This is a genomic window from Streptomyces sp. 17_S59 (assembly GCF_056930295.1).
Genome location: NZ_JBXOWD010000001.1, coordinates 1,333,490 through 1,350,542 on the forward strand (window position 1 = coordinate 1,333,490; position 17,053 = coordinate 1,350,542).

At 72.5% G+C, this 17,053-nt stretch carries 17 protein-coding genes; 5 read left to right on the forward strand and 12 right to left on the reverse strand.

Annotation, left to right across the window (positions count from 1 at the left end):
- Positions 1-99: 99 nt before the first annotated feature.
- Positions 100-1,101 (forward strand): phosphatase PAP2 family protein, encoded by a 1,002-nt coding sequence (locus AC1Z4A_RS05675; RefSeq protein ID WP_483676729.1) that lies wholly within the window; start codon positions 100-102, stop codon positions 1,099-1,101.
- A 75-nt stretch (positions 1,102-1,176) separates the two neighbouring features.
- Here the strand turns inward: AC1Z4A_RS05675 and AC1Z4A_RS05680 are convergent, their stop codons facing one another.
- Positions 1,177-1,392 carry an I78 family peptidase inhibitor gene (locus tag AC1Z4A_RS05680; RefSeq protein WP_483676730.1) on the reverse strand — a complete coding sequence of 72 codons (216 nt, stop codon included), beginning with the start codon at positions 1,390-1,392 and terminating at the stop codon, positions 1,177-1,179.
- 495 nt (positions 1,393-1,887) lie between these two features.
- Here AC1Z4A_RS05680 and ctaD point away from each other — a divergent pair, with 495 nt between their 5' ends.
- Complete coding sequence (gene ctaD / locus AC1Z4A_RS05685; RefSeq protein ID WP_483676731.1) at positions 1,888-3,582, forward strand: aa3-type cytochrome oxidase subunit I; 1,695 nt, start codon at positions 1,888-1,890, stop codon at positions 3,580-3,582.
- A 13-nt stretch (positions 3,583-3,595) separates the two neighbouring features.
- Here the strand turns inward: ctaD and AC1Z4A_RS05690 are convergent, their stop codons facing one another.
- Together AC1Z4A_RS05690 and AC1Z4A_RS05695 are read right to left on the reverse strand one after the other, a co-directional pair.
- Complete coding sequence (locus tag AC1Z4A_RS05690; protein WP_483676732.1) at positions 3,596-4,549, reverse strand: hypothetical protein; 954 nt, start codon at positions 4,547-4,549, stop codon at positions 3,596-3,598.
- Positions 4,546-5,793, reverse strand: coding sequence for a glycosyltransferase family 4 protein (locus AC1Z4A_RS05695; RefSeq protein WP_483676733.1), 1,248 nt, complete (start codon positions 5,791-5,793; stop codon positions 4,546-4,548). The genes AC1Z4A_RS05690 and AC1Z4A_RS05695 overlap by 4 nt, the downstream gene beginning before the upstream one ends.
- A 239-nt stretch (positions 5,794-6,032) precedes the next feature.
- On the opposite strand from AC1Z4A_RS05695, the gene AC1Z4A_RS05700 reads away from it, so the two are divergent.
- Both AC1Z4A_RS05700 and AC1Z4A_RS05705 read left to right on the forward strand, forming a co-directional pair.
- Positions 6,033-6,824, forward strand: a complete 792-nt coding sequence (locus AC1Z4A_RS05700; protein WP_483676734.1) for a hypothetical protein — start codon at positions 6,033-6,035, stop codon at positions 6,822-6,824.
- A 155-nt stretch (positions 6,825-6,979) separates the two neighbouring features.
- Complete coding sequence (locus tag AC1Z4A_RS05705) at positions 6,980-7,291, forward strand: hypothetical protein (RefSeq protein ID WP_483676735.1); 312 nt, start codon at positions 6,980-6,982, stop codon at positions 7,289-7,291.
- 180 nt (positions 7,292-7,471) lie between these two features.
- Here the strand turns inward: AC1Z4A_RS05705 and der are convergent, their stop codons facing one another.
- The 4 genes from der to AC1Z4A_RS05725 all read right to left on the reverse strand — a co-directional run bounded on the left by der (position 7,472) and on the right by AC1Z4A_RS05725 (position 11,661).
- Positions 7,472-8,932 carry a ribosome biogenesis GTPase Der gene (der, locus tag AC1Z4A_RS05710; RefSeq protein WP_483676736.1) on the reverse strand — a complete coding sequence of 487 codons (1,461 nt, stop codon included), beginning with the start codon at positions 8,930-8,932 and terminating at the stop codon, positions 7,472-7,474.
- Between the two features lie 61 nt (positions 8,933-8,993).
- Positions 8,994-9,641 (reverse strand): lysophospholipid acyltransferase family protein, encoded by a 648-nt coding sequence (locus AC1Z4A_RS05715; RefSeq protein ID WP_483676737.1) that lies wholly within the window; start codon positions 9,639-9,641, stop codon positions 8,994-8,996.
- Between the two features lie 73 nt (positions 9,642-9,714).
- On the reverse strand, positions 9,715-10,455 hold the full coding sequence (cmk, locus tag AC1Z4A_RS05720) for a (d)CMP kinase (protein WP_483676738.1): 741 nt from the start codon (positions 10,453-10,455) through the stop codon (positions 9,715-9,717).
- Positions 10,456-10,575: 120 nt separating this feature from the next.
- A complete protein-coding gene (locus tag AC1Z4A_RS05725; protein ID WP_483676739.1) occupies positions 10,576-11,661 on the reverse strand; it encodes a prephenate dehydrogenase in 1,086 nt (361 codons plus the stop codon).
- A 36-nt stretch (positions 11,662-11,697) separates the two neighbouring features.
- On the opposite strand from AC1Z4A_RS05725, the gene AC1Z4A_RS05730 reads away from it, so the two are divergent.
- Complete coding sequence (locus tag AC1Z4A_RS05730) at positions 11,698-12,060, forward strand: DUF952 domain-containing protein (protein WP_483676740.1); 363 nt, start codon at positions 11,698-11,700, stop codon at positions 12,058-12,060.
- A 192-nt stretch (positions 12,061-12,252) separates the two neighbouring features.
- Here AC1Z4A_RS05730 and AC1Z4A_RS05735 read toward each other — a convergent pair whose 3' ends face one another.
- The 5 genes from AC1Z4A_RS05735 to AC1Z4A_RS05755 form a co-directional block, all read right to left on the reverse strand.
- Complete coding sequence (locus AC1Z4A_RS05735; RefSeq protein WP_483676741.1) at positions 12,253-13,365, reverse strand: pseudouridine synthase; 1,113 nt, start codon at positions 13,363-13,365, stop codon at positions 12,253-12,255.
- Positions 13,365-14,048, reverse strand: a complete 684-nt coding sequence (gene scpB / locus AC1Z4A_RS05740) for an SMC-Scp complex subunit ScpB (protein WP_483676742.1) — start codon at positions 14,046-14,048, stop codon at positions 13,365-13,367. Before scpB ends, AC1Z4A_RS05735 begins: the two co-directional genes overlap by 1 nt.
- Positions 14,045-15,016 (reverse strand): segregation and condensation protein A, encoded by a 972-nt coding sequence (locus tag AC1Z4A_RS05745; protein WP_483676743.1) that lies wholly within the window; start codon positions 15,014-15,016, stop codon positions 14,045-14,047. The genes scpB and AC1Z4A_RS05745 overlap by 4 nt, the downstream gene beginning before the upstream one ends.
- Positions 15,017-15,100: 84 nt before the next feature.
- Positions 15,101-15,637 (reverse strand): hypothetical protein, encoded by a 537-nt coding sequence (locus AC1Z4A_RS05750; protein WP_483676744.1) that lies wholly within the window; start codon positions 15,635-15,637, stop codon positions 15,101-15,103.
- Positions 15,622-16,746: a ParA family protein gene (locus tag AC1Z4A_RS05755; RefSeq protein WP_483676745.1), complete on the reverse strand. Its 1,125-nt coding sequence runs from the start codon at positions 16,744-16,746 to the stop codon at positions 15,622-15,624. The genes AC1Z4A_RS05750 and AC1Z4A_RS05755 overlap by 16 nt, the downstream gene beginning before the upstream one ends.
- Positions 16,747-17,053: the final 307 nt, after the last annotated feature.

Here is a 17,053-nt window from a genome sequence, read left to right on the forward strand (position 1 = left end):
TGCGGCGAGCCACGGTTGAGACGCATTCCACATCACATCGTCATCACAAAGAGCCTCGATCGGCCGAACCTTCCCGTCACGCAATGTAACGTCGATTGAGTGCGTACCAACGACGAGCTCGTCCCAGCGGAGGAGCCCCCGACCGATCCCGTGCGACCGAGGATGACCCGGACCCGCCTGGGGATCCTCGCGGCGACCTCCGTGGTCTATGCGGCGATCGTGATCGGGGTGCTCACCACGTCCTGGCCGGTGCGGTTCGACTGGCAGGTCATGCTCTTCCGCCCGTACAAGCAGTGGCCGGAGATCCACACCTTCCTCGACTACTTCGTGGTGCTGGGGCAGCGCGGCCCGACCGCCGTGGCCGTGGCCGCCTGGCTGGGCTGGCGCACGTACAAGCAGAAGACCCTGCGCCCGCTGCTGGTGCTGGGCACGTCGTTGCTGCTGCTCAACGCGACCGTGGGGGCCGCGAAGATCGGCATGGGCCGGCTGGGCCCGCACTACGCCACCGCCATCGGCTCGAACGAGATGTTCGCGGGCGGCGACATATTCCCCTCGGGCCACACCGCGAACGCGGTGGTGACCTGGGGCGTCCTCGCCTATCTGGCCACCACCCCGCGCACCCGCCGGATCGCCTCGGTGATCGCCGCGCTGCTGGCGCTGGGCGTCGGGATGACCACCGTCTACCTGGGCACGCACTGGATGAGCGATGTGACCCTCGGCTGGACGGCGGGCCTGCTGGTGCTGCTCGTCCTGCCCTGGTTCGAGCCGCTCATGGCCCGTGCCGAGACCTGGCTGCTGGCCCTCTGGGCACGGCTGCGCGAGCGCCGCGCGGGCGTGCCGGTGCCGGTCGGCGCGACGGTCCCGCTGGGCGCCCCGCGCCCCGCGGCCGACGACGCGATGCCGGTCCGCGAGCCGGTGGGGGCCGGGAGCCGGGCGGGCCGGGGGGCCGAGGGGCGCCCGCACCCGTCGGCCCGGACGCACACCCTCCGCTCCGAGCGCACGCCGGTCAGCCCCACAGGCAGCCGCCGGCCGCCGCGCACGGCGCCGCGCACCGCGCCGTTCGGCCCGGCCGCGGGCCGCGGCCGCACCGCCGGGACCTGACCCACGATCACCGCACGGCGAGGGCGGTCCCGGAGCGTTCCGGGGCCGCCCTCGCCGTTTGCGCCCAGGCCGCTTTCAGCCCTTCCAGCAGCGGCGCACCACCCCGTGCTCGACCTCGAAGTTCAGCCGCCCGGCCCGGTACTCCATGGTCACGATCGCGCCGGGCGGCAGCGTCCGTACGTCCGTCCAGCCGCGGGCTCGCGCCCGGTCGGCGGCGGGCCCGGCGGCGAGCCCGACATAGCCCTCGGGGTCGTCCGCGGGGTCGGTGGGGAGGTCGGGAAGAGGTGCCATGGCAGCCACCGTAGGCCGCCTCGGCGGGCCGCGGAAGCCATGCTTCGCATACCTCCGTCCGGACCCGGTCCGTCACTCGTCACACTTCTGTCACAGACAACCGGAACGGGTTTGACGTCGCCCGCATCACCCGTACGAGCCTTCCCATTCCCCTCCCAAATCCTCCATGAAGCATGGACGATGAATTCACGACACCTTTTCCGGAGGGTCTGGACAGCTCCCGGCGAAGCGCTTTTCATTCCCGCTCCGGGAGGTTCCGCATATCCAACGCACAGAATTCCCGGGACGTTACGGGAAGCCCGCCCCGCACCCGCCGGAATATAAAGTTCCGGCATCGGCGACATCTCGGTGAGAGCGAGAGCCCGCACAGCCGCGAGTTCCCCGGACGGCCGCAGGCACTCTCGCGCGGCGGCCTCCGGGCGGAGCATGATGGCGGTTGCCCGTGGGAGCCGTTGTGCACAACTGCCCGTGTGAGCCGACAGCGAGGGGGCACGGATGGGGACCGAGACCACGCAGGCCGCGCCCGGGGCGCCGGGCCGGGAGCGCACCCCCGGCCGCGCGGTGGTGGACTGGCTGACGACCACCGACCACAAGAAGATCGGCAATCTCTACCTGATCACTTCGTTCGCCTTCTTCGTGACCGCCGGACTGCTGGCGATGCTGATGCGCGCCGAGCTGGCCCGCCCGGGCCTCCAGCTGATGACCAACGAGCAGTTCAACGAGGCGTTCACCGCCCACGGCACGATCATGCTGCTGCTGTTCGCCACCCCGGCCTTCGCCGGCTTCGCCAACGCGATCATGCCGCTCCAGATCGGCTCGCCGGACGTGGCCTTCCCCCGGCTGAACATGTTCGCCTACTGGCTCTACCTCTTCGGCGGGCTGATCGTGGTCTCCAGCCTGCTCATGCCCGAGGGCGGCGCGTCCTTCGGCTGGACCGGCTACGCGCCTCTCAGCAGCGCGGTCCGCTCGCCCGGCCTGGGCGCCGACATGTGGATCATGGGGCTGGCGCTGTCCGGCTTCGGCACGATCCTCGGCGCGGTGAACTTCCTGACCACCATCATCGGCATGCGCGCCCCCGGGATGACGATGTTCCGGATGCCCGTCTTCACCTGGAACGTCCTCTTCACCTCGATCCTGATCCTGCTGGCCTTCCCCGTGCTGGCGGCGGCGCTGCTGTGCCTGGAGGCGGACCGGCGGTTCGGGGCGGTGGTCTTCGAGTCCCAGTACGGCGGCGCGCTGCTGTGGCAGCACCTGTTCTGGTTCTTCGGGCACCCCGAGGTCTACATCATCGCGCTGCCCTTCTTCGGGATCATCACCGAGATCATCCCGGTGTTCTCCCGGAAGCCGATCTTCGGCTACGCGATGCTGGTGGGCGCGACCATGTCCATCACGGCCCTGTCCGTGGTCGTCTGGGCGCACCACATGTTCGCGACCGGCGCGGTGCTGCTGCCGTTCTTCTCGTTCATGTCGTTCCTGATCGCCGTGCCGACCGGGGTGAAGTTCTTCAACTGGATCGGCACGATGTGGCAGGGCTCGCTGTCGTTCGAGACGCCCATGCTGTGGGCGGTCGGCTTCCTGGTGAGCTTCCTCTTCGGCGGGCTCACGGGGGTGATCCTGGCCTCTCCCCCGCTGGACTTCCACGTCACGGACACGTACTTCGTCGTCGCGCACTTCCACTACGTGGTGTTCGGGACGGTGGTGTTCGCGATGTTCGCCGGCTTCTACTTCTGGTGGCCCAAGCTCACCGGCAAGATGCTGGACGAGCGGCTGGGGAAGCTCCACTTCTGGACGCTGTTCACGGGCTTCCACACCACGTTCCTCGTCCAGCACTGGCTGGGCGCGGAGGGGATGCCCCGCCGGTACGCCGACTACCTGGCCGCGGACGGCTTCACCGCGCTCAACACGGTGTCCTCGATCGGCGCGTTCCTGCTGGGTCTGTCCACGCTGCCGTTCTTCTACAACGTCTGGAGGACCGCCAAGTACGGCAGGAAGGTCGGGGTGGACGACCCCTGGGGCTTCGGCCGCTCGCTGGAGTGGGCGACGAGCTGCCCGCCGCCCCGGCACAACTTCACCGCCATCCCGCGGATCCGCTCCGAGTCCCCCGCCTTCGACCTCCACCACCCGGAGGCGGCCGGACAGGCCGGGCAGACCGGGCGGGCCGAGCCGTCGCCGACGGCCGGGCCCGCCTGATGCGGCTGCCCGGTCAGGCCACCGGGGGCCGCTCGTCGACGCGCACCGAGAGGTCGTTGTCGACGGTGTAGTACGGGCTCACCTGGGCAGGGGCGTAGGAGGCGGCCACCTGCCGGGAGGGATAGGCGAAGATCTGCTTCTTGTCGGCCACGTCGTCCAGGATCCGCGCGAGGCGGACCGGCTGCGTGCCCTCCGGCCCGCGCAGCCACAGGTCCCAGACGTCCAGGCCGCCCCGCCACTCCTCGCACAGCCCGGCGTAGGGCAGGGAGAAGGTGAACTGCTGCCCCTCGGCGGTGACCTCGGCCGTGCGGACCAGCTCCGGGTCGCGGCGGCAGCGGGCCTCGACGACGGCCCCGGCCAGCCACGCCGCGGGGTCCTCCACCCGGTACAGGGTGCCGTGTGCCGTTATCCCCTCGTCCGTCACCAGGACGTCCCCGGCCTCGGCGTGCGGGGCGCGCAGCCAGCTGCGCAGGGAGAGGTTGCCGTGCTTGGTCGCGTACGGGATGCGCACCGCGAGCGGCGAGGTGCTGGGGCCGGGTCTGCGGTCGACGAGGGAGCGCAGGTCCGCGAGGCCGGGCACCAGCCGCTGCGGAGTCGTTTCGCCACAGGCCATGTGCACGTCCCAGCGGCCCTCGGGGAGGGCGACGGTGCTGGGCAGGACGGCCCGCAGCCGGCCGTCGCCGTTGGGCGTGAGCGGCAGCCGCACCTCGTCGGTGCCGTCGTCGCCGCGGCGGCGCAGGACGAGCGCCGCGGACCAGTGGGCGTCCGCACCGGTGCGGCCCGGGGCGTCGAGGTCGAAGGTGAGTCCGCCCGCGGAGTCCGCGATGCAGTCGGCGCTGGGGCTCTGCGCGCCGAAGGCCAGGGGAGGGGCAGACACGTCGGTGCACTCCTCGGAGGTGGTGGTCGGAGAGGGCGATGCGCCGGGCAGGCGGTCACCGGGGTTCGCGGGCACGGTGGGCGGGGTCATGCGGCACGCCCCTTGCGCAGGGAGTGGCTCCTGTCCTTGGCCTGGAAGGCGCTGCTGAGCAGGGCTCCGCGGGTACGGTGCAGCGAGCCGCGCAGCGCGCCGCGCCCGGTCAGGTCGGCGAAGAGCTCCTCGTAGCGGCCGGCGACCCGGTCCGGGTCGAAGCGGGCCGAACTCTCCAGCGCCGCCCGGCCCATGCGCTTGCGCAGCTCGTCGTCGTTGATCAGCTTCAGCAGCCCGGCGGCGATGGCGTCGACCTTGCCCACCGGGACGAGCAGGCCGTCGACGCCGTTGTCGATGATCTCGCCGGGGCCGTGCGGGCAGTCGGTGGAGACCACCGGCAGTCCGCAGCGCATGGCCTCGACGATCGTCATGCCGAAGGACTCCAGGCTGGAGGTGACGGCACCGATGGAGCCCTTGACCCACTCGGGCTCGAGCGGAGTGGCGGGGCCCATGAGGTAGATGTGGTTGTAGAGGCCGCGCTTGTCGATGAGGGCGCGCAGCTTGGCGCGCTCCGCGCCGGCGCCGTAGATGCGCAGCCGCCAGTCCGGGCGCTCGGCGACGACCTTCTCGAAGGCGCGGATCAGCACGTCGTACCGCTTGGCCGGGGCGAGCCGGCCGGCCGCGATCACCCACTTGCCGCTGCCGTCGGCCGGGGCGAGCGCCGGGGCGGGGACGCTGTTGGGCACGGCCTCGATGCGCACGCCGGGCAGCTTCATCAGCTTCCGGTAGGTCTCCGCGTCCGCCTCGGTGACGGTGGTGACCGCGTCCAGGCGCGGGTAGTGCGTCCGCAGGGTGAGCTTGAGCGGCGCGGAGTGGGTGCTCAGGGTCAGGTGCTCCTGCCCGACGCGGGCCGGGCCGCGGCGCGCCTGCCGGGCGATGTGCACATTGAGCCCGGGCCGGGTCCCGACGACCACGTCGCAGTCCAGCGTGCGCAGGTGCTCCGCGATCCGCCGGTCGGTGAGGGCGCTGTACTGCTTGTAGCGGCCCTCGGTGGCGGGGAAGACGGAGGCGGGGCGCTCGTAGTCCGGGTCGTCGCCGTCGTAGTCGGGGCTGCCCTTGCGCAGATCCACCAGGTGCCGCAGCCGGACCTTGTCGCTCGGGGCGAAGACGGGCTCGTCACGGTGGCGGAAGACGGAGACGATCTCCACGTCGTGGTGCTCGGCGAGCGTGCCCGCGAGGTTGTACGTGGTGCGGATCGTCCCGCCGATCCCGTACGCGTTGTGAATCAGGAATGAGATGTGCATTCGTCCCCATGCAACCGGTGTACCGCGGACTGTCCTGGTGGCCCGCGCCTACTGAGAGGTTAGACCGTGCTCCGGGCCGCCGGGTTGGCCCCGATCGCCAACTCGTTCCCCAAGCGATGGCGAATCGGTAGCGGATCCGGGAACTTTTCCGGGGCGTGACCCCGGCCACGGATCATCCGTTGTCCCTTTACGAGCCGGGAACCGCCCGGCGCACCACGCACCAAGTCCTAGGAGCCCCCGTGCCGCGCATGCTCGATGTCAGCGACGAGGTACGCGCCGAGATCGGCGACGAAGAAGCGGAGCGACTGCTCGGCGGCGACAGCGCCCCGGGCGTCTACGACTGCACCTCCTGCCGCGCCCCAGGCCACACCGAGCAGCAGCCCACCAGCACCGTGCTGTTCGTGGGCGAGGAGACGGCGGTCCTGGCCTTCGCGCACGCCAGCTGCATCCCCTCGCAGGTCGTCCCGGTCTCCGAGGAGCAGCTCCAGGGCGCCGTGCGGTCCATCACCGGCGAGGGCGCCCCGCAGCCGGGCACGGGCGGGGTGCGCAAGGAGGTGCCGCTCCAGGCGGAGCTGGGCGTGACGAGCGGGCTGGTGCTGGTGGCCGGGCAGGTGCACCCGGCGCTGGTGGTGGAGCCGCTCGTGCCGATCGCCCGGCCGGGCACCACGGGCCCGGTCGACGTGTTCCTGGAGCTGCTCTCCGAGCAGGGCTTCGGCTACGTCGGCGACATGGAGCAGGCCCCCGCGCCGCTGCCGGGCTGGTCGGTGCTGCTGGCCATGGGCAAGCTGCACGCGGTGCTCCAGCCGTCGGCGGGCGCCGCGGCGCAGGCCTGGTGGCAGGCCCACCAGCCGATGCAGGTCGCGGACGAGTGGCGGGCCGCCGTCAACAAGACCCGGCGGGTGCTGGTGTACGCGGTCCCGGTCGGCACGATCGGCGCCCAGCCGCGCGAGGACCTGCTCCGCGAGGCCATGGACCGGGCCGCGGCCGCCGGGCGGCTGGTCGGGGCCTCGATGCCGCTGGCGGGGACATGAGCCAGGGCAATCATCCCGGTATGTACCCGGTACGCAGGGACACCGCAAGCCATTCGCCCGTGAGACCGCATCCGACGGGCCTCCAGGTCGTTGGCAGGGATGTGTACTCATACGAACCCGCTGCCCGGACCTCGTACCAGAACTACATCCCCGGCATGCGACCGCCCCGCGATGCCGCGGCGGAGGGGCATCCGGTCTCGGTGACCCCGATCTTCGACGCGCTCTGCGCCGAGTACCGCCGGTCGTTCCGGGCGCTCCCCGGGGACCGCTCCGGCGAGGAGGAGCTGAAGTTCAAGTCCTTCGCCCCGCAGCCGAGCGGGTACGGCTACGCCAACCAGCTGCCGGGCTCGTCCTCGTACCAGAGCCACTACAACGCGGTCTGGGAGTCGTACTACGGGCGGCAGCGCGGCAGCCAGCTGCCCGCCCTGCCGCCCGGTCAGCGGGACGGCCGGATGCGGGGCTTCTAGCCGCCGTCCCCCGGCGTCGTCCTGCGACGGAGCCCCGGCCCCCTCGACGCGATGGCGGAGGGACCGGGGCTGTCAGCACTGCTACTTCTACTTCTTCTTGCCGCGCTTCTCGCGCACCCGCACCGGCAGCACCTCCCGGGGGATAACCCCCGGACCCCCAGCCGCTCCGGGGTGACCGCGCTACTTCTTCTTGCCCCGCTTCTCGCGCACCCGCACCGAGATGTGGATCGGGGTGCCCTCGAAGCCGAACTCCTCGCGCAGCCGGCGCTCGACGAAGCGGCGGTAGCCCGCCTCCAGGAAGCCGGAGGCGAAGAGCACGAAGCGCGGCGGCTTGGTGCCCGCCTGGGTGCCGAACAGGATGCGCGGCTGCTTGCCACCCCGGATCGGGTGCGGGTGGGCCGCGACCAGCTCGCCCAGGAAGGCGTTCAGGCGACCGGTCGGCACGCGCGTCTCCCAGCCCGCCAGGGCCGTCTCGATCGCCGGGACCAGCTTCTCCATGTGCCGGCCCGTCTGCGCCGAGACGTTCACCCGGGGCGCCCAGGCGATCTGCTGCAGCTCGGTCTCGATCTCGCGCTCGAGGTAGTAGCGGCGCTCCTCGTCGAGCGTGTCCCACTTGTTGTAGGCGATCACCATCGCGCGGCCGGCCTCGACGGCCATGGTGATGATGCGCTGGTCCTGGACGGAGATGGACTCGCTCGCGTCGATCAGGATGACCGCGACCTCGGCCTTCTCCACCGCGGCGGCGGTGCGCAGGGAGGCGTAGTAGTCGGCGCCCTCCTGGAGGTGGACGCGCTTGCGGATGCCCGCGGTGTCCACGAACTTCCAGGTCTTGCCGCCCAGCTCGATCAGCTCGTCGACCGGGTCGCGGGTGGTGCCGGCCAGCTCGTTGACGACGACCCGCTCCTCCCCCGCCACCTTGTTGAGCAGGGAGGACTTGCCCACGTTGGGGCGGCCGATCAGGGCGACGCGGCGCGGACCGCCGAGGACCCCGCCGAAGGTCTGCGCGGGCGCCTCGGGCAGTGCCTTGAGCACCTCGTCGAGCATGTCGCCGGTGCCGCGGCCGTGCAGCGCGGAGACCGGCATCGGCTCGCCGAGGCCGAGGGACCACAGCATGGCGGCGTCGGCCTCGGCGGAGGGGCCGTCCACCTTGTTGGCGCACAGCACGACCGGCTTGCCGGCCCGGCGCAGCAGCTTGACGACGGCCTCGTCGGTGTCGGTGGCGCCGACGGTGGCGTCCACGACGAAGACCACGGCGTCGGCGGCCTCGATGGCGTACTCGGCCTGCGCGGCCACGGACGCGTCGATGCCGAGCACGTCCTGCTCCCAGCCGCCGGTGTCGACGACCTTGAAGCGGCGGCCGGCCCACTCGGCCTCGTAGGTGACGCGGTCGCGGGTGACGCCCGGGCGGTCCTCGACGACGGCCTCGCGGCGGCCGATGATGCGGTTCACCAGCGTCGACTTGCCGACGTTGGGGCGGCCGACGACGGCGAGCACCGGCAGCGGGCCGTGCCCGGCCTCGCCCAGCGCGCCCTCGACCTCCTCGGCGTCGAAGCCCTCCTGCGCCGCGAGCTCCATGAACTCCGCGTACTCGGCGTCGCCAAGCTCACCGTGCTCGTCGCCGGCGTGGATCTGGTCGTCCATGAAGTCCGTTCCTCGTTCTGTGTCATCGGCGGACCCTCACGGCCCGCTACTCAAGTCTCGTTCAGCGGCCGGTGAGCCGCTTGGCGTCCGCCAGGTGGGCGCCGAGGCGCCGCTGGATGCGGGCGGTCGCCTCGTCCAGCGCCTTGCGGGTGCGCCGGCCGCTGCCGTCGCCGGCCTCGAAGGGGTCGCCGAAGACCACGTCGATCCGGCCGCGCAGCGGCGGCAGGCCCCGCACGACACGGCTCCTGCGCTCGGCGCTGCCCAGCACCGCCACCGGCACGATCGGCGCCCCCGAGCGCACGGCGAAGTAGGCCAGGCCCGCGCGCAGCGAGGCGAAGTCGCCCTCGCCCCGGGTGCCCTCGGGGAAGATCCCCAGGACGTCGCCCCGCTCCAGGATGCCGAGCGCCTCGGTGATCGCGGTGCGGTCGGTGCCCGTGCGGTCCACCTTCAGCTGCCCGATCCCGCGCAGGAACGGGTCCAGCGGACCGACGAACGCCTCCTTCTTGATCAGGAAGTGCACCGGCCGGGGCGCGGTGCCCATGATCATGGGCCCGTCGAGGTTGTGGGAGTGGTTGACGGCCAGGATGACCGGCCCCGCGGCTGGCACCCGCCAGGCGCCCAGGACACGGGGCCGCCACAGCCCGTACATCAGCCCGATGCCGATCCGCCGGCCGACGGCGGCACCCGGCGCGGAGGCAGAAGCCGTCACGCCGCCCGCTTCCCGCGCTGTCGGTCGCACTCCGCCTCGATTCCGCTCCGGCCGAGTGCGCCTCGCTCGTTCCTCACTCGGCACCCTCAACCTGCGCTGCATCTCGGCTGCGTCGCTCCTCGACAAGGGTGACGACGCACTCGATCACCTGGTCGAGCGTCAATTCGGTGGTGTCCACCTCGACCGCGTCCGCCGCCTTGGCGAGCGGGGACGTCTTGCGGCCGGAGTCGGCAGCGTCCCGCTTGACGAGGGCGGCCTGGGTGGCGGCCAGGTCGGCGGCCTCCTTGCCCTTCAGCTCGCCGCTGCGGCGGGCCGCACGCGCCTCGGGCGAGGCGGTGAGGAAGATCTTGAGGTCGGCGTCCGGGAGCACGGTGGTGCCGATGTCCCGGCCCTCGACGACGATGCCCTGCGGCGCCGCGGCGGCGATGGCCCGCTGCAGCTCGGTCAGCCGGGTGCGGATCTCCGGGACGGCGCTGACGGCGCTGACGGCGGAGGTGACCTCCCGGGTGCGGATGGGCCCGGAGGCGTCCGCTCCGTCGACGGTGATCGTGGGGCCGGACGGGTCGGTGCCGGAGACGATCTCCGGCTTCCCGGCGGCCTCCGCCACGGCGGCGGCGTCGTTCACGTCGATGCCGTTGCTCAGCATCCACCAGGTGATGGCGCGGTACTGGGCGCCGGTGTCCAGGTAGCGCAGTCCCAGCTTGGCGGCCACGGCCTTGGAGGTGCTGGACTTGCCCGTGCCGGAGGGGCCGTCGATGCCGACGATGACTGCTGCCGGAACGGTCCGGGCGGCGGTTTCCACGGTGACAGACACCTTCCTTGTGCGCGGGGCGGGGAGCCGGGGAGCCCATGGCGGGCTCACCCAAGGTTACTGGCTTCCCGGACCGGCCCGTGCGGGCGCCTGTGGCCGGGCGCCCGCGGGCGGGCGCGGGCCCTACTGGCGGACCGCCCAGCCCCGGTCCCGCAGCGTCGCGGTCAGCCCGGCCACGGCGGTGGGCTCGACCATCAGCTGGATCAGGCCCGCCTGCTGACCGGTGGCGTGCTCGATGCGCACGTCCTCGATGTTGACCCCCGCCCGGCCCGCATCGGCGAAGATCCGGGCCAGCTCGCCCGGCTGGTCGCCGATGAGCACGGTCACGGTCTCGTACGTCGCCGGGGCGGCGCCGTGCTTGCCGGGCACCCGGGAGCGGCCCGAGTTGCCGCGGCGCAGCACGTCCTCGATGCCGGCCGCGCCGTCGATGCGCTTCTCCTCGTCGGCGGACTCCAGGGCGCGCAGGGCACGCACCGTCTCGTCGAGGTCGGCGGCCACGCCGGCCAGCACGTCGGCCACCGGCCCGGGGTTGGCCGAGAGGATGTCCACCCACATGCGGGGGTCGGAGGCGGCGATGCGGGTCACGTCGCGGATGCCCTGGCCGCACAGCCGCACGGCCGTCTCGTCGGCGTCCTGGAGCCGGGCGGCGACCATGCTGGAGACCAGCTGGGGGGTGTGCGAGACGAGGGCGACGGCCCGGTCGTGGGCGTCGGCGTCCATGACGACGGGCACCGCGCGGCACAGGGCGACCAGTTCGAGGGCGAGGTTGAGGACCTCGGTGTCGGTCTCGTGGGTGGGGGTGAGCACCCAGGGGCGGCCCTCGAAGAGGTCGGCGCTGGCCGCCATCGGGCCGGAGCGCTCGCGGCCGGCCATGGGGTGGGTGCCCAGGTAGCCGCTGAGGTCGCAGCCGAGCGCCTCCAGGTCGCGGCGCGGCCCGCCCTTGACGCTGGCGACGTCGAGATAGGCCCGGGCGAGGCCGCCTCGGATGGCCTCGGCGAGGGTCTCGGCGACGTGCGCGGGCGGCACGGCGACGACGGCGAGGTCCACGGGCCCCTCGGGCGCCTGGTCCGTGCCGGCCCCGCGGGCGGCGGCCGTACGGGCCTGGGCGGGGTCGTGGTCGGCGAGGTGCACCTGGACGCCGCGGGCGGCGAGGGCGAGGGCGGCGGACGTGCCGATCAGTCCGGTTCCGATGACAAGGGCGGTTCTCACGCTGCCAGCCTAGTCAGGTCGGGTAGAACCATGGTCATGATCTATCACGTGGTCCCCCTGGACGACTGGCTGGCCGTGCCCGACCGCCCCTACTCCCCCGCCTCCCTCTCCGAGGAGGGCTTCGTCCACTGCTCCCCGGACGAGGCGACCACGCTCGCCGTGGCCACGGCGTTCTACCGCGAGGTGCCGGGACCGCTGATGGCCCTGCTGATCGACGAGCACAAGCTCGATGTGATGGTCCGCTGGGAGGCGGCGGACCCCGCGCCGCCGCCGGGGGTGGCGCCCGAGACGCTCTTTCCGCATGTGTTCGGGAGGATCACGCGGGATGCGGTGGAGGGGATGATGGAGATCCAGCGCGACGAGGAGGGGCGGGCGACGGGACTGACGGTGTGGTCGTGACGGGGGTTCTCTCCCCCACCCCGCCCCTTCCCGAAAGTCCTCAAACGCCGGACGGGCTGAATTTTCAGCCCGTCCGGGGGAACCTCCCAGCGGTAGCTGGGGGAGTTTGAGGACGATCGCGCGGAGCGCGGTCCCGGGGTCTGGGGCGAAGCCCCAGTTTCGGGAAGGGGCGGGATCGGGGAACGAAACCCCCTACAGCTCCACCTCGCGCATCAGCATGCCCACCTCCGTGTTCGTCAGCCGCCGCAGCCAGCCCGACTTCTGGTCGCCCAGGGCGATCGGGCCGAAGGCCGTGCGCACCAGCTTCTCCACCGGGAAGCCCGCCTCGGCGAGCATGCGGCGCACGATGTGCTTGCGGCCCTCGTGGAGCGTGACCTCGACCAGGTAGTTCTTGCCGGTCTGCTGGACGACCCGGAAGTTGTCGGCGCGGGCGTAGCCGTCCTCCAGCTCGATGCCGCTCTTGAGCCGCTTGCCGATGTCGCGCGGCAGCGGGCCCGTGATGGCGGCCAGGTAGGTCTTCTGGACGCCGTAGCGCGGGTGCGTCAGGCGGTGGGCCAGCTCACCGTGGTTGGTGAGCAGGATGATGCCCTCGGTCTCGGTGTCGAGCCGACCGACGTGGAAGAGGCGGGTCTCGCGGTTGGTGACGTAGTCGCCGAGGCACTGGCGGCCGTCCGGGTCCTCCATCGTGGAGACGACGCCGGCGGGCTTGTTCAGCGCGAAGAAGAGGTAGGACTGGGTGGCGACGGTCAGGCCGTCGACCTTGATCTCGTCCTTCTCGGGGTCGACGCGCACGCCCTGCTCGGTGACGATCCGGCCGTTGACCTCGACGCGGGCCTGCTCGATCAGCTCCTCGCAGGCGCGGCGCGAGCCCATGCCCGCCCGGGCCAGCACCTTCTGCAGGCGCTCGCCCTCGGGCTCGCCGAAGGTCTTGGGCAGCACGACGCGCGGCTTGTTGTGCCGCTCGCGGTTGCGCTCCTCGATCCGCGCGTCCAGCTCGCGCGGGCGGGCCGGGGCCGTGCGGCCGGCGCCGCGCCCCGCCGCCTTGCCCGTGGTGGGCCGCTTGGGCCCGCCCTTGGCACCGCCGCGGGCGTCCGCGCCCCGGCCGCCGCCGGAGCGGCCGCGCTCCGCGTCGGGGCCCACGTCGTAGCGACGCTCCTCGGGGCGCGGACGGCGCGGGCGCTGCTGCTGCCCGTCGCCCCGGCCCCCGCCCGCGCCACCGCCCGAGCGCCGGCCCGCGCCACCGGCGCCGCTGCCGCCCCGGTAGTCCCGGTTGCCGCTTCCGCTGTTCCTGCCGCTGCTTCGCATCAAAGTTCCGTCTTGTCGTCCGCTTCGGTGTCCGGTGCGTCCGGATCGAACGACGGCACCCCTTCCTGGGAGTCGCCCTCGACCGCGTCCGCCTCCGGGAGGAACGGTGCCAGCTCGGGAAGCTCGTCCAGGCCCCGCAGGCCCATCCGCTCCAGAAAGTAGTTCGTCGTCCTGTACAGGATCGCACCTGTTTCGGGTTCCGTCCCCGCCTCCTCCACCAGACCGCGCTGGAGGAGGGTGCGCATGACCCCGTCGCAGTTCACTCCGCGCACGGCCGAGACGCGCGAACGGCTGACCGGCTGGCGGTACGCGACCACGGCCAGGGTCTCCAGCGCGGCCTGGGTCAGCCGGGCCTGCTGGCCGTCGAGCACGAAGGCCTCGACGGCCTCGGCGTACTCGGGCCGGGTGAAGAAACGCCAGCCGCCCGCCACCGGCCGCAGGTCGAAGCCGCGGCCCTGCCGGGCGTACTCGTCGGACAGCTCGCGCAGCGCGTCGGCGATGTCCCTGCGGGGCCGGTCCAGGACCTTGGCCAGGTGCTCCTCGGTGACGGGCTCGTCCACCACCATGAGGACGGCCTCCAGGGCCGGCCGGAGGTCGAGTTCCGCCACGGACCGGGGACCGGCCGGCGCCTCCTCGCGCTCGGGCGTGCGCTCGTGAGTGCGCTCGTGGGTCTGCTCGCTCATGCCGTCCCCTCCTCGGGCTCCGCTTCGGGCTCGCGGTCGAACTCGTCCGTCACCAGGGGAGCGTCCGCCACGCCCGTCCAGCGGACCGTCAGGGCCCCCAGCGCCTCGTCCTGGTCCAGGGCCACCGCCCGCTCCCGGTACAGCTCCAGCAGGGCCAGGAAGCGCGCCACGACGGTCAGGGTGTCGGGGGCGTCCTCGGTGAGCCGCCCGAAGGTGGCCGTGCCCGCCGTGCGCAGCCGGGCCACCACGACCTCGGCCTGCTCGCGGACGCTGACCAGCGGCGCGTGGATGTGGTCGACGTAGACCTGCGGCGCCGGCCTGGGCCGCATGGCCTTGACGGCCAGCTCCGCGAGCCGCTGGGGCCCGATGCCGAGGACGACCTCGGGCAGCAGCTCCGCGTGGTGCGGCTCCAGGCCGACGGTGCGGGGGTAGCGGCGGCCCTCGTGGGCCAGCCGCCCGCTGAAGACCTCCGCGATGCGTTTGTACGCGCGGTACTGCAGCAGCCGTGCGAAGAGCAGGTCGCGGGCCTCCAGCAGGGCCAGGTCGGCCTCGTCCTCGACCTCGGCGGCGGGCAGCAGCCGGGCCGCCTTGAGGTCGAGGAGCGTCGCCGCGACGACCAGGAACTCGGTGGTCTGGTCCAGGTCGAAGTCGGGGCCCATGGCACGGATGTGCGCCATGAACTCGTCGGTGACCTTGGAGAGGGCGACCTCGGTGACGTCCAGCTTGTGCTTGGCGATCAGCTGGAGGAGCAGGTCGAAGGGGCCCTCGAAGTTGTCCAGCCGGACGGTGAACCGCCCGTCGTCCGCACGCACGTCGTCCGCAGCCGGGGGCTCCGGTGCCGACCGCGGCGCCTCGGGGACCACGGCACCCCCACCCGCCTCCCCGCCGCCCTCGGGCGGCATCGGCGGCCGGATTCCCGGGCCGCGGCCCAGGGGACGGCGGACCGGAGTGCGGGCGGCTGCGGGCATCGGGATTCCAGGGTGCGGGGTGGTGCGGGCCGTACGGCCCCGAAACGGACTCGGTACGGCAGGAGGCTAGCGCGACAGGGCCGCTCAGCGGCCGCGCAGGCGCCGTACGAGGATGCTCGCGTCGCCGCGCTGCTCCAGGTCGGCGAGGACGACCGCGACGGCCTCCCGGACGATCCGGCCCCGGTCGACGGCCAGGCCGTGCTCGCCGCGCAGCACCAGCCGCGCGTGCTCGAGGTCCATCAGCTCCTCGGCGGAGACATAGACCGTGATCTTCTCGTCGTGGCGCTCCCGGCCGCTGGGCCGGCGGTTGGCGCTGCGGCCGCGGCGCTTGCCCGCGGCGGGCTCGGCCGCCGTGCGGGCGGCCGCGGTGCGCTCGCGGTCGGCGGCGGAGCGCCGCTCGGCGTCCTGCTCCTGGCCCGCCGCGGGGGGCACGGCGGCGGGGCGCGCCTCGCGGTCCGCTCCCTTGCCCGGCCGCTCGCCGTCGGGGGCGTCACCCGGCCCGGGCACCCTGGGCGGCGTCTCGCCGTTCGCCTTCCGGCGGGGCGTGGAGGACTGCAGCCCCATCCCTCCGGTGGTGCGGAACAGCTCGTCGGCGCCGGGCAGGCTCACTCGGCGTGACAACGGGCGAGCACCTCCCTGGCCAGCTGACGGTATGCGGCGGCGCCCACGGAGTTGGAGGCGTACGTGGTGATGGGCTCGCCCGCGACCGTGGTCTCGGGGAAGCGGACCGTACGGCCGATGACGGTGTGGTAGACGTGGTCGTCGAACGCCTCGACCACGCGCGCGAGGACCTCGCGGCTGTGCACCGTCCGGGAGTCGTACATGGTGGCGAGGATGCCGTCCAGCTCCAGCTCCGGGTTGAGCCGCTCCTGCACCTTCTCGATCGTCTCGGTGAGCAGGGCCACACCGCGCAGCGCGAAGAACTCGCACTCCAGCGGCACGATGACCTTGTGAGCCGCCGTCAGGGCGTTGACGGTGAGCAGGCCCAGCGAGGGCTGACAGTCGATCACGATGTAGTCGTAGTCGGCCATCAGCGGCTTGAGGGCGCGCTGCAGCGTGGACTCCCGGGCCACCTCGCTGACCAGCTGGACCTCGGCGGCCGACAGGTCGATGTTGCTGGGCAGCAGGTCCATGTTGGGGACGGCCGTCTTCAGCAGGACCTCGTCGGCCGACATGCCCCGCTCCATGAGCAGGTTGTAGACCGTCAGATCCAGCTCCATCGGGTTGACTCCGAGGCCGACGGAGAGCGCGCCCTGCGGGTCGAAGTCGACGAGGAGCACCCGGCGCCCGTACTCCGCGAGCGCGGCGCCCAGGTTGATGGTCGAGGTGGTCTTGCCGACCCCGCCCTTCTGGTTGCACATCGCGATGATCTTCGCCGGGCCGTGGTCGGTCAGCGGTCCGGGGATGGGGAAGTACGGCAGGGGGCGCCCGGTGGGGCCGATGCGCTCGCGGCGCTGGCGGGCGGCGTCGGGCGCGAGCGTCGCCGCGTACTCGGGGTCGGGTTCGTACTCGGCGTCGGGGTCGTAGAAGTGACCGTCCGGCACTTCCTCGAAGTCGGCCAGACGGGGCTCCGCCCCGCCCCGGCCGCCGGCCATGGCGTTCACGTGTTGACCGTCCATGCTCTGGTGGGCTGTCGTCATGCTCTCGATGTCCTGGTGTGCTGCGAAGGTGTGAACGGCGACGGAGCCGACAGCGTGGAGTCCCACGGGACTCCGGTCCTGCGCAGGCATTCCTGGGCGACCACCCCCGGGAGCAAATGTCGACTCATTCACAAGTCGTCCTACCTCCTTGGTGACCAGGAAACATCTAGATAGGTCAGCGTGGCACCATGCCGACGGTTGGCGACTCTATGGCGTGTCGGCGGTCCGCAGCAACACAATCCGCCGGAGACGGCACGATGTGTCGGCAATCGAACACCCTTCTGTCAAGGGTGTACGGGAGATAACCCGGAAGATTCATGGCCGGGAAAAAGGGGGGCGAAACACCCCGGCCGGGCCTTGCTCGGCAAGGCCCGGCCGGGTATGTGCTCTTTCGGCG

Excerpts from the sequence above, each read along its gene's own strand:
- AC1Z4A_RS05705 (WP_483676735.1), top strand. The coding sequence starts at position 6,980 with ATGCGACCGCCCCGCGATGCCGCGGCGGAGGGGCATCCGGTCTCGGTG.
- AC1Z4A_RS05755 (WP_483676745.1), bottom strand. The coding sequence starts at position 16,746 with ATGCCTGCGCAGGACCGGAGTCCCGTGGGACTCCACGCTGTCGGCTCC.
- AC1Z4A_RS05735 (WP_483676741.1), bottom strand. The coding sequence starts at position 13,365 with ATGCGAAGCAGCGGCAGGAACAGCGGAAGCGGCAACCGGGACTACCGG.
- AC1Z4A_RS05730 (WP_483676740.1), top strand. The coding sequence starts at position 11,698 with ATGATCTATCACGTGGTCCCCCTGGACGACTGGCTGGCCGTGCCCGAC.
- AC1Z4A_RS05680 (WP_483676730.1), bottom strand. The coding sequence starts at position 1,392 with ATGGCACCTCTTCCCGACCTCCCCACCGACCCCGCGGACGACCCCGAG.
- AC1Z4A_RS05690 (WP_483676732.1), bottom strand. The coding sequence starts at position 4,549 with ATGACCCCGCCCACCGTGCCCGCGAACCCCGGTGACCGCCTGCCCGGC.
- der (WP_483676736.1), bottom strand. The coding sequence starts at position 8,932 with ATGGACGACCAGATCCACGCCGGCGACGAGCACGGTGAGCTTGGCGAC.
- scpB (WP_483676742.1), bottom strand. The coding sequence starts at position 14,048 with ATGAGCGAGCAGACCCACGAGCGCACTCACGAGCGCACGCCCGAGCGC.
- AC1Z4A_RS05695 (WP_483676733.1), bottom strand. The coding sequence starts at position 5,793 with ATGCACATCTCATTCCTGATTCACAACGCGTACGGGATCGGCGGGACG.
- ctaD (WP_483676731.1), top strand. The coding sequence starts at position 1,888 with ATGGGGACCGAGACCACGCAGGCCGCGCCCGGGGCGCCGGGCCGGGAG.
- AC1Z4A_RS05745 (WP_483676743.1), bottom strand. The coding sequence starts at position 15,016 with ATGCCCGCAGCCGCCCGCACTCCGGTCCGCCGTCCCCTGGGCCGCGGC.